Annotated in this window: 13 protein-coding genes and 1 riboswitch; of the genes, 9 read left to right on the plus strand and 4 right to left on the minus strand. The window is 43.9% G+C overall.

The features are described from left to right. Nucleotides 1–78: 78 nt before the first annotated feature. A complete protein-coding gene (gene plsB / locus AB4507_RS08250; protein WP_048615034.1) occupies nucleotides 79–2,502 on the minus strand; it encodes a glycerol-3-phosphate 1-O-acyltransferase PlsB in 2,424 nt (807 codons plus the stop codon). A gap of 220 nt (nucleotides 2,503–2,722) precedes the next feature. Between plsB and AB4507_RS08255 the strand changes: the two genes are divergently transcribed. From AB4507_RS08255 to dinF, 4 genes are all read left to right on the plus strand, one after another. Further along, entirely contained in the window at nucleotides 2,723–3,085 is a 363-nt protein-coding gene (locus tag AB4507_RS08255; RefSeq protein WP_123923644.1) for a diacylglycerol kinase, read from the plus strand. Between the two features lie 94 nt (nucleotides 3,086–3,179). After that, a complete protein-coding gene (gene lexA / locus AB4507_RS08260; protein WP_019820514.1) occupies nucleotides 3,180–3,800 on the plus strand; it encodes a transcriptional repressor LexA in 621 nt (206 codons plus the stop codon). A gap of 97 nt (nucleotides 3,801–3,897) precedes the next feature. After that, a complete protein-coding gene (locus tag AB4507_RS08265) occupies nucleotides 3,898–4,776 on the plus strand; it encodes a class I SAM-dependent methyltransferase (RefSeq protein WP_029222714.1) in 879 nt (292 codons plus the stop codon). Nucleotides 4,777–4,893: 117 nt separating this feature from the next. After that, nucleotides 4,894–6,249: an MATE family efflux transporter DinF gene (gene dinF, locus AB4507_RS08270; protein ID WP_372182513.1), complete on the plus strand. Its 1,356-nt coding sequence runs from the start codon at nucleotides 4,894–4,896 to the stop codon at nucleotides 6,247–6,249. Between the two features lie 193 nt (nucleotides 6,250–6,442). Here the strand turns inward: dinF and sthA are convergent, their stop codons facing one another. After that, on the minus strand, nucleotides 6,443–7,843 hold the full coding sequence (gene sthA / locus AB4507_RS08275; RefSeq protein WP_121603717.1) for a Si-specific NAD(P)(+) transhydrogenase: 1,401 nt from the start codon (nucleotides 7,841–7,843) through the stop codon (nucleotides 6,443–6,445). 327 nt (nucleotides 7,844–8,170) lie between these two features. On the opposite strand from sthA, the gene fabR reads away from it, so the two are divergent. After that, on the plus strand, nucleotides 8,171–8,812 hold the full coding sequence (fabR, locus tag AB4507_RS08280) for an HTH-type transcriptional repressor FabR (protein ID WP_010438693.1): 642 nt from the start codon (nucleotides 8,171–8,173) through the stop codon (nucleotides 8,810–8,812). Continuing rightward, on the plus strand, nucleotides 8,812–9,183 hold the full coding sequence (locus tag AB4507_RS08285; protein ID WP_017061049.1) for a YijD family membrane protein: 372 nt from the start codon (nucleotides 8,812–8,814) through the stop codon (nucleotides 9,181–9,183). Before fabR ends, AB4507_RS08285 begins: the two co-directional genes overlap by 1 nt. Nucleotides 9,184–9,263: 80 nt before the next feature. Here AB4507_RS08285 and trmA read toward each other — a convergent pair whose 3' ends face one another. After that, entirely contained in the window at nucleotides 9,264–10,373 is a 1,110-nt protein-coding gene (gene trmA / locus AB4507_RS08290) for a tRNA (uridine(54)-C5)-methyltransferase TrmA (RefSeq protein WP_372182515.1), read from the minus strand. Between the two features lie 154 nt (nucleotides 10,374–10,527). Further along, a riboswitch (cobalamin riboswitch) is annotated at nucleotides 10,528–10,732 on the plus strand. A 38-nt stretch (nucleotides 10,733–10,770) separates the two neighbouring features. On the opposite strand from trmA, the gene btuB reads away from it, so the two are divergent. The 3 genes from btuB to murI are packed head-to-tail and all read left to right on the plus strand — an operon-like array spanning nucleotide 10,771 to nucleotide 14,169. Then, nucleotides 10,771–12,588: a TonB-dependent vitamin B12 receptor gene (gene btuB / locus AB4507_RS08295; RefSeq protein ID WP_372182516.1), complete on the plus strand. Its 1,818-nt coding sequence runs from the start codon at nucleotides 10,771–10,773 to the stop codon at nucleotides 12,586–12,588. Nucleotides 12,589–12,636: 48 nt separating this feature from the next. Beyond that, nucleotides 12,637–13,302: an ATPase gene (locus tag AB4507_RS08300; protein ID WP_372182517.1), complete on the plus strand. Its 666-nt coding sequence runs from the start codon at nucleotides 12,637–12,639 to the stop codon at nucleotides 13,300–13,302. 60 nt (nucleotides 13,303–13,362) lie between these two features. Further along, nucleotides 13,363–14,169, plus strand: coding sequence for a glutamate racemase (gene murI / locus AB4507_RS08305; RefSeq protein WP_017061053.1), 807 nt, complete (start codon nucleotides 13,363–13,365; stop codon nucleotides 14,167–14,169). On the opposite strand, the gene AB4507_RS08310 is transcribed toward murI, so the two are convergent. Further along, nucleotides 14,132–14,584, minus strand: coding sequence for an RNA-binding protein (locus AB4507_RS08310; protein WP_017061054.1), 453 nt, complete (start codon nucleotides 14,582–14,584; stop codon nucleotides 14,132–14,134). The genes murI and AB4507_RS08310 overlap by 38 nt on opposite strands. Between the last annotated feature and the right edge of the window lie 429 nt (nucleotides 14,585–15,013).

A 15,013-nucleotide genomic window follows, 5' to 3' on the forward strand; every position in this document is an offset into this window, starting at 1 on the left:
TGTGTATAAGAGACAGCCCATTGGGTGCCTTTTTTGATCGTGTTCGGTCTCGCTATTCAAGAGATTCTAAGCTGATGATTACTCCGCTTGGTGGATACTCTCTTGAATCGTCAAACGTACTTCAGGGTAAAGCATTGAGTAGAGAAGCTTAGCGAATTGCTGAGTCTTTTCTAAATCACAGTTACCATCGTTATCCAGATATTGCTGTTGTTTCAGAGTAGCGAACATCGACGCAAACACGCCTTTATCGAAGAATTCTGGTGCATTGATGCCTTGCAGACGACCAAGTCGCTGTGCAATGTCTTGGCTCTTCTGTTCAAGATCGGATTTATCCAGATCAGGGTTCTCTGCTAACAGGTTCAAAGCAATAGAGTAGCGTTGTAGCGTTTCTGAAATCGTACGACCTAACAGCATCAGTGCTTGGCTGTTTGATTGGTTGATGGTGACTTCATTATCAGAAACCACAAGCATACCTTGGTTAACCAGCTCTTCAATGATGTTAGAAACCACGCCTTCAAGCTTGTCTTCGTCGTAGCTTAGGAACAGCTCTTTCTTCAAGAACGGGTAGATAGCAGCAACGTTCTCTTGGATCGCGTCAATTGATAAACCGCGTTGACGAATAGTCATCTGGGCAATTAACGATGGCAGAGCAAACAAGTGAATGATGTTGTTTCGGTAGTAGGTCATCAGAATTGACTGGTGACGGTCTAGCGAAATGATGTCGCCCATTGAGTCTGATTCAATCAAGAACTTGTTCAGTGATTCAGCATGTTTTACTAAATCTTCAGCGCTGTCTTTTGGCACAGTGAACGTTGCCGAATATGGAACATTCTTAAGCAGAGACAGGTAGCAATTAATCTGAGAAACCAAAGAGTCACGAGACAATGCGCGCTGTCTTGAAGCCAATAGTGCCGTTGCACAAAGGGTCAGGGCATTGGTCGCTGCCGCATCGTTAATGTGCGTCATCATTTTGGTCGCCAAGTCATTAACCACCGGGTTCATCCATTGTGGTTTGCTAGTGCCCATTGGGTCGATGTCTTTGGTCCACTCAGGTGAGTGTTCATTCAGGTATTGGTTCAGTTGAATTGGCTCACCGAAGTTCACGTAGCCTTTACCAAAGTTACGCAGCTTACGAATGGTACGAATCACTAAGCTCGCGTTTTCTTTCTCTTTACGCTTACCACGAAGTTCTTTTGCGTAAGTCGCCACTTCCATCACGTGCTCGTAGCCGATGTACACAGGAACCAAAGTCACCGGGCGATTCATGCCGCGCAGCATCGCTTGAATAGTCATCGCCAACATGCCGGTCTTCGCTTGCAATAAACGACCTGTACGAGAACGCCCACCTTCACTGAAGTACTCTACTGAGTAACCTTTAGCGAACAACTCCGCTAGGTATTCACGGAAAATCGTCGAGTACAGCTTGTTGCCTTTGAAGCTACGACGAATAAAGAACGCACCACCATGACGGAAAATAGGACCGGCAGGGAAGAAGTTCAGGTTGATACCCGCAGCGATGTGCGGCGGCACCATGCCTTCATGATAAAGCACATAAGAAAGCAGTAAGTAGTCCATGTGGCTACGGTGACAAGGCACGTAAACAATCTCGTGACCATCTTGAGCCAACTTACGAACCGTTGAAGCGTTGCTGATATGCAGGCCTTGGTACAACTTATTCCACAGCCAACCAAGAATCTTCTCACCACGCTTGATCAGCGAGTAAGAGAAGTTCGCAGCAATCTCGTCCATAATGTCTTGAGCTTCTTTGCTCGCTTTCTCGATCGAGATGTTCTTTGCTTGTGCTTCGTCTTCAATCGCTTTTTTGATCGCTTCTGATTTTAACAGGCGATCAAACAGAGCTTGGCGGCTTGGCAGGTTAGGGCCTGATGCTGCAAGCTTTTGGCGAGAGAAGTGAATACGTGCCACGCGCGCCAGTTTGTGCGCGATGGTGCTGTCGGTGCCGTGTGAGTTGGCCATGTAACGCAGAGAAACCACAGGACTAAAGCGAACCAAGCAGTCACGACCGGCTAGCAATACCGCTTTTGATTTCTCTAAGCCGTTCATTGCCTGTAGGTAAGGCTTCTGGTTATTCTCTTTACCAGGTTTGCGCCCCCACAAAACGGTAGCAGGGATAACTTGAACATCGAGTTCAGAGTCGTCGGCGTGCAGTGAAAGCAATTCAGAGAACACTTCAATTGAAGAGCTTGGTACATAATCATCGTCTTGCAGCAGAGTTTTGCGAGAAGAGATGAAAACGTAGCGTTGCAGTGATTTGCCGTTGATTTCAAGCTTGCTCAACGGATCAGGTAGGCCTAATTCAAGTGCATGTTTTTGCAATGTAAGAATGTCGACACTTGAGCGAAACGGTAAGGCGTATACAATCGGTTTGCTCAAATCAATGTTCAAATCCTCAACAGGGTTTGAAGGAATTGATGTGCCCTTTACCAATACGGATAAAGGTAGCTTCATTAATGAACGTGAAAAAGATTGTCCAGAAGACATATAGGTTCACTGCCTCAATAGTTATTTCAATGTGCTGAAGCGTATCTCTATTTCTCTGATAAAAAGGATAAATCCTATGAGTGAAATAGGGATAAGCCTAGGCGTAAATTTAATCGATGCAAGAATACCAGAAACTGGTCTAACCTTTTAATGGAAATAGTCATATTGCCGTTAAGTTTGTGGAAAATCATTCATCGACTGATTGAGTATAGGGTTAAAAATGACCAAAAAATCAAACACCGGATTCAAACGTATCGTGAAAGCGGCGGGCTTTTCATGGCAAGGCATCACGAGCTCGTTTAAAAACGAGGCGGCATTTCGACAAGAAGTATTCATGGCCGCAGTGCTTATTCCGTTGGCGTTTTACTTAGATGTAAGCCAAGTTGAGAGAATCTTAATGATCTCATCGGTGGTATTGGTGATGGTTGTCGAGCTAATCAATACCGCGATTGAAGCGGTTGTCGACCGAATCGGCAGTGAACATCATGAGCTTTCTGGGATGGCTAAAGATGTCGGTTCGGCAGCAGTTTTCATCTGTTTGGCACTCGCAGGTTATGTGTGGCTAGAGATCCTGTTTTTGTAATTTGCTAAAAATGAACTAAAAACAACCAATTGCTTTGCTTTTGTTCAGTTACTGGATATACTCACAGTCAACTGTATAAAAAGACAGGTGAATCATGAAGCCGTTAACGCCCCGCCAGCAACAAGTCTTTGACCTTATCAAAGGTAAGATCGAAGATTCCGGTATGCCACCGACACGTGCAGAAATCGCGCGTGAACTAGGCTTCCGTTCTGCTAATGCTGCAGAAGAACATTTGAAAGCTCTTGCTCGTAAAGAAGCGATTGAGATTATCCCGGGTGCGTCTCGCGGTATTCGTATTTTGCTTGAAGATGCAGCAAACGAAGAGCAAGGTTTACCATTAATCGGTCAGGTTGCCGCTGGTGAGCCTATCTTGGCTCAAGAGCATGTAGAAATGCATTACCAAGTTGATCCAGGCATGTTTAAACCACAAGCTGACTTCTTACTTCGTGTAAATGGCGAAAGTATGAAAGACATCGGTATTATGGATGGTGATTTATTAGCTGTTCATAAAACACAAGACGTGCGTGATGGACAAGTTGTCGTTGCTCGTGTCGACGATGATGTAACGGTAAAACGCCTAGAGCGTAAAGGTTCAACGGTGCTGTTACACGCTGAAAATGAAGAGTTTTCTCCAATCCATGTCGATCTGGAATCTCAACACCTGTCTATTGAAGGGCTGGCTGTTGGTATTATCCGCAACACTGACTGGATGTAATCAGTACAAACAGCTTATTGATATTTATTCTCAATAACTTGTTATTGTAATTGATATTCATTATCATCTTCTTTGTCGAGATACAAGGAAGATGATGATGCCAAATCCAACCAAACCTCAAATGAAGCCGCTTATTCCTAAGCCGCGCTCTTCTGTTCAAAAGGCTCCTTTTGATCAAGGGTCTGCACATCAGGAATTCCAAGTTCCGACGGATCTCGTTCAACATCTTTGGTTTCGCAGCCGCGAAAGCCTTGCCGATGACGGCCTAGTCTATGACCCTATCGCAGCTCAAGCCTGCAAGCGCTGCCAATTAGCACCAGAATGTCTTACTGGTGAACTCGACCAACAACAACTTCTCTACGCAACATTGACTCAGCTTTGTGACTCTCAAGTTCAACAATTTCTATCTCATAACCCAGATGCTTGGATTATCAATGTTGGGGCAGGCCTCGATACTCGTTTCTACCGTTTAGATAATGGCCGCTGTCATTGGGTTGAATTGGATGTAACTGAAAATCTAGTTTGGCGCCAACGCCTGTTCCACAAGAATGAACGCTACCGTTTGGAGTGTGGTTCGGTTGACGAGCTGACTTGGTTGGATGAGCTCAACATCCCAGAACAAGCCTCAGTGATGGTGGTGTGCGAACATGCTTTGCTTGATTGCAATGAACAACAAACCGCATATTTTATTCAGTCATTGAGTCGTTACTTTACTCATGCACACGCGTGTTTAGTGTTAGCTGGAGACAAAAGCTCTAGTGCTCTTGGGCAAAAGCTTGGTTCAGGAAAATATGCACATGGCTTATCTTCCCCAGTAGACAGTGTTCTTAATTGGCTGCCATGGGCGCAATGGGTAAAAGCGTTTTCTCCACTTGATCAACAATGCAATCGTTGGAAATTGTGGCAGCGATTACTGTGTAAGATCTCTCAGGTCAAAAAGCGCTTAACGCCACAGTTAGTGCTTGTTAAGTGGTAGTGCTAGCGACTTTGTTTGCAGGTAGCTGAATAGACGTATCAAGATAAGTAAAACCCCACAACATAGTGAAAGCCCACCCACTAGGTTAAACTATCGCCTCTAATTAAAGAGGTGATCGTGAAGCTATTTAATCCCCAAACTATTTTTCAAACGCTATCCAATCAGGCGATGCACAAAAAAGTGCTATTGCTCGCTATCCCGATGGTTCTCTCTAATATTACGGTTCCACTGCTGGGCTTAGTCGATGCTGCGGTTATCGGTCACCTAGAGCATTCTTGGTATTTAGGTGGTGTGGCCTTAGGCGGCACCATGATCAGTGTGACCTTCTGGTTGCTTGGTTTCCTGCGTATGTCGACGACTGGATTGGCCGCGCAATCTTATGGTGCGAATGATGGTAAGCAGCTTGGTTTAGTCTTTGTGCAAGGCGTGACTATGGCCTTAGGGTTTGCTGGTGTCTTTTTGCTTTTACACAGCTTTGTTGCGGATGCGGTTTTCTCATTGAGCAGTGCCAGCGAGCAAGTCAAACATTATGGCCTGCAGTACTTCTCTATCCGTGCCTGGAGTGCACCTGCTGCGCTAACTAACTTTGTAATTTTAGGTTGGTTGCTCGGAACCCAAAATGCTAAAGCGCCAATGTGGATGGTGATTATCACTAATATCACCAACATTGTTTTAGATATCGTATTTGTGATTGGCCTCGGCTGGCAAGTTGAAGGTGCGGCATTGGCATCGGTGATAGCGGACTATGCGGGTCTAACGTTTGGCTTAATTTGTGTTTATCGAATCTGGATGAAGAGGCAACTGCCATCTCCATGGGAGCTGCTTAAGAAAACCAGCCAAGGTTTGAGTCGTTTCGTAAAACTGAATCGCGATATCTTTCTGCGCTCGCTTTGTCTGCAAGCGACTTTCACTTTTATGACCTTCCAAGGTGCAAGTTTTGGTGATGATGTGGTGGCGGCTAATGCGGTATTGATGAGCTTCTTGATGATCATTTCTTATGGGATGGATGGTTTTGCTTATGCAATGGAAGCTATGGTCGGAAAGGCGATTGGCGCGAAAGATAAAGAAGAGCTGAACCAGTCATTGATTGGAACTTTCTTCTGGAGCTTCAATATTTGTTTGGTACTGACCATAGTGTTCGCGATTGCTGGGTCTAGTTTGATTAATATGATTACTACAATTCCAGAGGTTAAGAGTCAGGCTGAGGTGTATCTGCCATGGCTGATTGCGATGCCGCTCATTTCTATGTGGTGCTTCTTGCTAGACGGTATTTTCGTGGGCGCTACCAAAGGCAAAGATATGCGTAACAGTATGTTTGTGGCCACATGCAGTTTCTTTGCGATTTTCTACTTAGCATCAGGTTTAGAGAACCATGCGCTGTGGCTAGCAATGTTGAGCTTTATGGCAATGCGCGGCATTGGTCTTGGTGTTCTATTTATCTCTCAGTGGAAGAAAGGTGAGTTTCTCGCTTAGCTTAGATAGATTAGATAGCTTAGTTCAGGGAGTGAAAAGAGAAGCCGTGCAGGTAAAGTGGCATTTAGAACATTATGATCTAATTGCTAACATAACTATATAATTCAGTGGTTTAAATGAAAACAGCAAGCTCATGGCTTGCTGTTTATGTATTTGGCCTACAGGTGGTCAAATAGTCCTGTTGGTCCTTTGTTTAGAACAAACGGTTAAGTCCGTTCAGCGCTGCGACGCGATACGCTTCGGCCATTGTTGGATAGTTGAAGGTAGTATTCACAAAGTACTCGATGGTATTGGCTTCGCCTTTCTGTTCCATGATCGCCTGACCGATGTGGATGATCTCAGCAGCACGCTCACCAAAAACGTGGATACCTAAAATCTCTTTAGTTTCACGATGGAAAAGTATCTTCAAGCTACCAATATCTTTACCTGCGATTTGAGCACGAGCTAAGTGTTTGAATGAAGATCGTCCCACTTCATAAGGTACTTTAGCCGCAGTAAGCTCTTGTTCTGTTTTACCGACAGAGCTGATCTCAGGAATGGTATAGATACCTGTTGGGATGTCTTCGATAAGGTGTCGTTCTGCTTCACCTTTCACCACGGCTTGGGCCACGAATCGACCTTGGTCATAAGCAGCACTTGCTAGGCTAGGATACCCAATCACATCACCAACAGCGTAAACATGTTCAACACTGGTTTGGTAGTTGCTGTTGACTGATACTTGTCCTCGAGAGTCCGCTTCTAAGCCAACGGCACCAAGATTCAGCTTGTCAGTATTACCCGTTCGGCCATTGGCATACAGTAGACAGTCGGCACGCATTTTCTTACCAGACTCTAAGTGAATGATTACACCGTCGTCAGTACCTTCAATTTTCTCAAAGGTTTCATCGTTACGAATAACAACGCCGCTGTTCCAGAAGTGATAAGACAGAGCATCCGAGGTTTCATTGTCTAAGAATGACAACAGGCGATCGCGAGTATTAATAAGATCGGTTTTAACGCCTAAACCACGGAAGATTGAAGCGTATTCACAACCAATAACGCCAGCCCCATAGATGATGATGTGTTGAGGGTCGTGTTTAAGAGAAAGAATCGAGTCACTGTCGTAGATACGTTCATGCAGGAAGTCGACGTTATCTGGTTGGTAAGGGCGAGAGCCTGTCGCGATAACAAATTTGTCTGCACTGTAATGTTCTTCAGTGCCATCGCTTTGCATTACCGAGACAGTGTTGGTATCGATAAAACGTGCAGTACCAAAGACCAACGTGCACTGGTTGCGGTCGTAGAAGCCTTGGCGTAATCGAGTCTGCTTGTCGATAACCGATTTGGCATGCCCCAAAATGTTAGAAAACGTTGAGTGTATGCTTTTGTTGTTCTGACAAAACAGCGGATTACTGTTGAATTCGATAATACGACTTACGGCATGACGCAGTGCTTTTGAAGGAATTGTTCCCCAGTGAGTACAACCACCACCAACGCTGCTCTCTTTCTCAATGATTGCAACGTTCAACCCGGCTTTGGTTAATCCCATCGCTGCCCCTTCTCCTCCGGGGCCACTACCAATTACGATTACATCAAAGTGGTTGGAGTGCGGCATAGATATCTTCCTTGTTATATTTGATTAACATTGCTTTAGCGAGATTTTAACCGATTCTGTTCTCGGGTACATGAAAAGGGCATCAGAGAGTCGGTGGGATCACGCAGTGTTATCGAAAAAATAATATTTGGTATGTCGTATGTCTCCAAATGACAGCGTGGATATTGAAATTTTTTCTTCGAACGTATTTACTTCGGTACGTGAGCAAAGAGGTATGTTTAGTGTCTTATATAACCAGAGTGCCTTATATAAATAAGTGATTCGCGTTATATTGAATAGAGTATTAGACATGCCTGTTTAGGCTGTAAAAGAAGAAATTGATAAAGTATGAAACCAATGGGCATTCGCGCACAGCAAAAAGAAAAAACTCGTCGCAGCTTAATCGATGCAGCATTTAGCCAACTCAGCGCCGATCGTAGTTTTTCCAATCTAAGCTTGAGAGAAGTCGCTCGTGAGGCTGGAATAGCACCGACTTCCTTTTATCGTCACTTCAAAGACATGGATGAGCTTGGCTTAACCATGGTTGATGAAGGTGGCTTACTGCTGCGCCAGTTAATGCGTCAAGCTAGGCAACGCATAGTAAAAGAAGGCAGTGTGATTCGTACATCGGTTGAAACCTTTATGGAATTCATTGAAAGCAGCCCTAACGTATTCAGACTGTTATTGCGAGAGCGCTCAGGAACTTCATTTGAGTTTCGTGCAGCGGTAGCTCGTGAGATACAGCACTTCTCTGCTGAGTTAACCGAATATTTGATAACGACTGGCATGACACGAGACGAAGCTTTTACTCAAGCGGAAGCCTCCGTTATCTTGGTCTTCAACTCAGGGGCAGAAGCATTAGATTTAGATCGACGTCAGCGAGATGAATTGGCTGAACGCTTGATCATGCAATTGCGAATGATGGCCAAAGGGGCTTTTTGGTATCGTAAAGAACGTGAACGTAACCGATTAAAAGGCGGGATTGAATAATGTCGAATGAAAATAATACTGTAAACCGTGGTTCAGAAAGAAAGACACTCGTACTTGCTGTTATTGCCGGTGTGTGTGGTGATGCTCTGTTATCTTGGGTAACAATGAGCGAAGTGGGCTTCTCTATTTTCCCACTGATTGCTTTAGTCTTGGCTGTACAAGCACTTTACCAAGAGTACCTAACTAACCCAGTATCTGAAGATATTCCACTAGTAGGTTTGGCTTGTTTCTTTGTAGGTGCATTTGGCCACTCGGCTTTTGTGAAGGCACAACACCCTGATGCTGGCTCAAACTTCTTTGCGATTATTGTCGCGATGTTGCTTCTTGCATGGGTAGGTAAGAAACTCGGCTTTATCGGCAAAACTGCTTAAGCCAACCTATAAATAAAAAAACGAGCCGATTGGCTCGTTTTTTTGTATCTGCTGTTTGTCTTAGGTCGAGAAAGCGTGTTTTATGCTTTACGTTCTAAGAACACACCTGCTTCCATGTGGTGCGTGTAAGGGAACTGGTCGAACAGAGCAAAACGAGTGATATCGTGGGTTTCGCTTAAGATCTCTAGGTTCTCTTTCAGTGTTTCAGGGTTACAAGAGATGTACATGATGCGCTCGTAGCCTTGCACCATCTTACAAGTATCAACGTCCATACCTGAACGCGGTGGATCAACAAAGATAGTGTTGCAGTTGTAGCTCTTTAGATCGATGTTTGCTTGCTGTAGGCGGCGGAATTCACGCTTACCTTCCATTGCTACGGTAAAATCTTCCGCAGACATACGAATGATCTGAACATTATCAATCTTGTTCGCCGCAATGTTGTATTGAGCAGATTCTACAGATGGCTTCGCTAGCTCTGTTGCAAGTACACGCTCAAAGTTTTGTGCCAGAGCTAATGAGAAGTTACCGTTACCACAGTAAAGCTCAAGCAAGTCACCTTTGCTGTCTTGAGTACAGTCGACAGCCCATTCCAACATTTTCTCTGCTACTTTGCCGTTTGGTTGAGTAAAGCTGTTCTCTACTTGCTGGTATATATAGCTATCACCATTCACATCTAGCTTTTCAATGACGTAGTCGCGATCCAGTACGATTTTCATCTTACGCGCACGGCCAATCAGGTTTAGGTTAAAGCCTTCATCATTTAATTGCTGCTTAAGCGCTTTAGCATCTTGAATCCACTGTTCACCTAATTGACGGTGGTAAAGCAGTGACACCAAAATCTCACCGCTTAACGTAGAAAGGAAGTCTACTTGGAATAGCTTGTGGCGTAGAGAGTGGTTGTCCTTCATTGCATCTGTTAATAGAGGCATTAGATCGTTGATAAGACGACTAGCCGCAGGAAACTGGTCTACGCGGTATTTTTCTTTGGTCTCTTGATTGAACATGACGTAATACATATCGTCACCTTCATGCCACACGCGGAACTCAGCACGCATGCGGTAGTGTTGTTCTGGAGATTCATACACTTCCAGCTCAGGCACATTATATTCTGAGAACATTTCAGTAAGACGTTCAGTCTTTTCTGCCAGTTGTTCTTGGTAGCGTTGCGGGTTTACATCTAAATTCGCCATTGTTATGCCTTTTGCTGTCGTGCTTTTAAATCAAGAGCGCAGATTTTATTCAATCACAGGCGCTTGTCCAGTGTTGAGCGCCATTCAATGTAAATCGGCCATGAAAACTATAGCTTATAACTATCTTAGACTAGACAAATGATTCAGAGGTCAATACTATCTTCGGCAAGCTGGTGCCATTTGGATGTATAGATGGCTGAAGAGGGAATCTGGTGCGAATCCAGAACTGACGCGCAGCGGTAAAAGAGAACAAGTATTCATCAGACACTGCAAATAGCTTTTTGTGGGAAGTCGAATACAAGGTAACCATAAGGTTGTGCTCTTGAGTCCGAATACCTGCCAGCGGCCAAACCATAAATGTGGTTTGGTAGGACTTTACGCGATTTAGGATCACAACATGAACAAATCCCTTTTAGCGGTTGCTGTAGCATCGCTGCTTTCACCTATCTCCAATTTACACGCCCAACAAGCATCTGCCGACGAAACCATGGTGGTTACGGCTAACCGTTTTGAGCAAAGCACCGAAAGTGTTGTCGCTCAAGTTGAGGTTGTGACACGTCAAGATATAGCTCGTATTCAAGCTAAGTCACTAACTGATGTATTCAAACGATTAACGGGCATTCAAGTTACACAGAATGGTGGTAGAGGCCAGCAAGCTTCGATCTTTGTTCGAGGTGCTAACTCTGATCAGGTTCTTGTGTTAATTGACGGCATTCGTTTTGCTCGCGCTGCAAAAGGTGGTGTCGATTTCAGCCAGCTGCCAATCACATTTGTTGAACGAGTCGAGTATGTACGAGGCGCTCGTGCTGCTATGTATGGTTCAGAAGCTATCGGCGGTGTTATCAACATTATTACTGTTGCAAACTCTGACAATGAAAAAACGGCAGTTAGTGCAGGTTTAGGAAGCTTAGATTACCAAGAGCTGAGCTTTGTTAGTGGTACTAAGGTCGGTGAAAATGGTCACTTGAACGTATCTGTTGGTTACGATTCCGATGAGGGATACAACGTTCATCCATTACCAGGTGTTAATGATGGTGATCGCCATGGTTTTGAATCACGCAATGCTCTAATTGGTTATGTTCATAATTTTGATCAGCAATGGAGTGGCTTCGCGAATTTCCGTATGTTTGAAACCATTTCTCAGTACGATGGTTCATTTGGTACAGACCATTCTTACAAAGAAGCTGAAGTTCAAAATTCGACCTTTGCTACTGGTGTTAAATATAGTGGCAGTGAACTTAAGTCTGATTTCTTAGTTAACTATCAGAATCAAGATAACTGGAACTACGAACAGTCTTTAGGCAAGAACTCAGCGTCAGCAACATCTGATGAGCTTGAACAGCTAAATGTTCAATGGGTGAATTCATACAAACTAACGTCGTCACTGACTCTTAGTGGTGGTGTAGATTGGCGTGATGAGGCTTATATTGTTAAGCCTTCGAATACTGAATACGACAGAACGAATGTTGCGTACTTCGCTGCATTAAACGCAGATGCGGATAAAGTGTTCGGAGAACTGAGTCTTCGTGTTGATGACAATGAGCAGTTTGGTACAGAAACTACTTACAACACAGGGTTAGGCTATCGTTATGCTGAGTGGCTTGTTGTAAAAGCAGCTTATGGCACATCCTTCAAAGCACCTAACTTGTATCAACTATATAGCTACTACGGTAATGCACAGTTAGAAGCTGAAAAGGCAGATTCATTTGAACTGACTTTTGGTGGCTTAATCAAGGATGTTGATTGGTCGATTACTGGCTATGACACGAACGTCGAAGACTTAATTGATTACAACTACGCGACAAGTAAGTACTACAATACCGATGGCGAAAGCCAATTACGTGGTGTGGAAATGGTCGTTGGATTTGATACTAGCTTTATTAACCACCAAGTGAGCGCTAATTTCCAAGACCCAGAAGATCAATCTGGTGAGCAACTGATACGCCGAGCTAAGAAGATTTACAAGTATAATGCAGTGGCTAGTTTCGATGATGTTGATGTTTCATTAGGTTTCCAATATGTAGGTGAGAGACCGGACTTCTCTGAAGATCTCGCAGCGTATAGCTTGTTTGATGTTTCAGTGAACTACTATGCGAATGAAAACCTTACTTTAAATGGTCGAGTGGATAACTTAACTGACGAAGAGTACGAGACTGCTGGTGGATACCCATCACCAGAGCGTACATATTACGTGAATGCTACTTACCAATTCTAATTATCACCTAAACCGCCTTCGGGCGGTTTTTTCTTATTGGGTATATCAATGAAAAAGAAAGTCGTCATAAGTTGGTCGTCAGGCAAAGACTCTACATTAACCCTAGAACGTCTACTTGAAAGCACCGAGTATGAAGTTGTTGCTCTCTATACTACGTATGTTGGTGATGAGGTTCCTTTCCAAGTCACGTCAATCGAGGTTGTCGGAATGCAGGCAACATTGTTCGGCTTGCCATTAATAACGATTGAGCTGCCGGAAGTCTTCCCAAGTAACGAGATCTATCAAAGTACGATTGTTACGGCGCTTAAAGGATCGGGTTTATCTATTGATGCCGTGGCATTCGGCGATATGTTTTGCAATGGTATTGCTGACTACCGAAGAAGTTATATAGAACCTGCGGGCTGGGAGTGTGTATTTCCTCTACTGGGAGAGAGTAGCCAAACTCTGGCTCAAGAAATCATAAATAGAGGAATCGAAACCTTTCTCGTCACAGTTGATAGCGATGCATTAGACATGAGCTATTGCGGGAAAGAATACACGCCTGAACTAATAGACAGTTTGCCAAGTCACGTCGACCCATGTGGAGAAGATGGTGAGTTCCATACCTTAGTCACGTCAGCGCGATGCTTTAAAGGTAAGCTTAAGATAGAGCGAGAAAATGTAGAGCAGGGTGAGCGCTTTGGGCATCAACGCTACCGAGCTTGCATTATGTAGAGTGATGATTGGCGAAAACTAGGTGAAGGGGTATCATTGCTGCGGAACTTATTACAGGTAATGGTTGTGTCGGAAAGCATACAAAAAAACATATTGGTCTTTGATTCTGGAGTTGGCGGTCTGTCTGTATATAAAGAGATAAGCCAGTTACTACCCAATCACAACTATATCTATGTATTCGATAACGAGGCTTACCCTTATGGTGAGCTCGATCAGCAAGTCCTCATTCAGCGAGTCCAAAGTATCGTCGCCAGTTTTGTGGCGAGTCACGCTATTGATATCGTGGTGATAGCTTGTAATACGGCCAGTACGATAGTCCTGCCGACACTTCGCGCTAATAACCTTATCCCTATTGTCGGCGTAGTCCCGGCAATCAAACCTGCTTCGTTACTGGCTAATAAAGCGGTTGGCCTTATTGCGACTCCCGCGACGATTACTCGTGAATACACACACGAGCTCATCAAAAACTTCTCGAGTAATAAAAGAGTAGAGCTGTTGGGTTCTACTCGGCTGGTGGATATGGCCGAAGATAAACTCAGAGGCGAGGAGATTAGCCTTGAAGAGTTACAGCAAATCCTTCAGCCGATGATCAACACAATTGATGTGGCTGTATTAGGATGTACTCATTTCCCATTGATCAAATCAGAGATTCAACAAGTACTAGGTGAAAGTGTAGTGCTGATAGATTCTGGTAAAGCGATAGCTAAGCGGGTTCAAGATTTGTTGGGTTTGGAAAGCGTTAATAAAGAAGGGGGAGTACGTGAAGTTTTTTGTAGTGCACTTCCTAAAAAAGAAAGTGCACTAAATAGTATGTTAAAGCAGTTAGGGTTTAGCTCAGTTCAGATTCGTCCGCTTCAGGATGTTTAGGATCATTTGCAACACGTACTTTTAAAGTGCGTTGCATGTAATCTTTATCGTTAAGTGCAGAGATTGCATGATTCACATCATTACTTGCCATAACAACAAATCCAAAGCCTCTTCTTTTACCAGTACGTTTGTCTTTCATTAAACGTACTGCAAATACTTCACCATGCTCTGAGAATAATTCACGTACATGTGATTCGTTCGCTTTGTATGGAAGGTTACCCACATAAAGTGTTTTGGTTGAAGCCTTAGGTTCTGAATCTGATTTTGAGTCGGTGCTTGAAAAGTTAACAACAAAAGCGGAAGCCAAGACACCAAGGATAAAGGTAATTGCAGGCGATATATCTACCTGAGAGAAAACAATGCCGCCTAATACAGCCAGTGCGACAATTAACAACATCGATTTTTTTGAGTTCATATCGGAATACTACATATTAATAAACGAAATAGACGCATCTACCATTAACAAAATAGACACATGAATCTTACGTTCATGGCTTCCATTTTTCCAATGTATTGCTGTGATACGTCTCAAATGTTTAGTTTTTATTCGAAAAATGCGGATCTGGTGGCTTTTTAGGCGAACAAAACTTTTATTTCAAAAAGCCCTTGTGCTCCATCTCAATCTCTCTATAATGCCGCCTCACCGACACGGAGTGAGACGAAAGTCACACAGCGAAATCGGTAGAGAAAAAGAGTTTGAAAATAACCCTTGACTCTCAAAGTGGTGCGGGTATAGTACGCACCCCTAGCGACTGAGATGTGAATCACAAAACGCTAGCGCTCTTTAACAATTTAAACCTATCAATCTGTGTGGGCACTCGTTGATGAATATCAAAACGTTTTA

This window comes from Vibrio sp. 10N.222.54.A3, from assembly GCF_041474095.1.
GTDB lineage: Bacteria > Pseudomonadota > Gammaproteobacteria > Enterobacterales > Vibrionaceae > Vibrio > Vibrio crassostreae_C.

Coding starts and splice junctions, on each gene's coding strand:
- plsB (WP_048615034.1), bottom strand. CDS start 2,502: ATGTCTTCTGGACAATCTTTTTCACGTTCATTAATGAAGCTACCTTTA.
- AB4507_RS08255 (WP_123923644.1), top strand. CDS start 2,723: ATGACCAAAAAATCAAACACCGGATTCAAACGTATCGTGAAAGCGGCG.
- lexA (WP_019820514.1), top strand. CDS start 3,180: ATGAAGCCGTTAACGCCCCGCCAGCAACAAGTCTTTGACCTTATCAAA.
- AB4507_RS08265 (WP_029222714.1), top strand. CDS start 3,898: ATGCCAAATCCAACCAAACCTCAAATGAAGCCGCTTATTCCTAAGCCG.
- sthA (WP_121603717.1), bottom strand. CDS start 7,843: ATGCCGCACTCCAACCACTTTGATGTAATCGTAATTGGTAGTGGCCCC.
- fabR (WP_010438693.1), top strand. CDS start 8,171: ATGAAACCAATGGGCATTCGCGCACAGCAAAAAGAAAAAACTCGTCGC.
- AB4507_RS08285 (WP_017061049.1), top strand. CDS start 8,812: ATGTCGAATGAAAATAATACTGTAAACCGTGGTTCAGAAAGAAAGACA.
- trmA (WP_372182515.1), bottom strand. CDS start 10,373: ATGGCGAATTTAGATGTAAACCCGCAACGCTACCAAGAACAACTGGCA.
- btuB (WP_372182516.1), top strand. CDS start 10,771: ATGAACAAATCCCTTTTAGCGGTTGCTGTAGCATCGCTGCTTTCACCT.
- AB4507_RS08300 (WP_372182517.1), top strand. CDS start 12,637: ATGAAAAAGAAAGTCGTCATAAGTTGGTCGTCAGGCAAAGACTCTACA.
- murI (WP_017061053.1), top strand. CDS start 13,363: ATGGTTGTGTCGGAAAGCATACAAAAAAACATATTGGTCTTTGATTCT.
- AB4507_RS08310 (WP_017061054.1), bottom strand. CDS start 14,584: ATGAACTCAAAAAAATCGATGTTGTTAATTGTCGCACTGGCTGTATTA.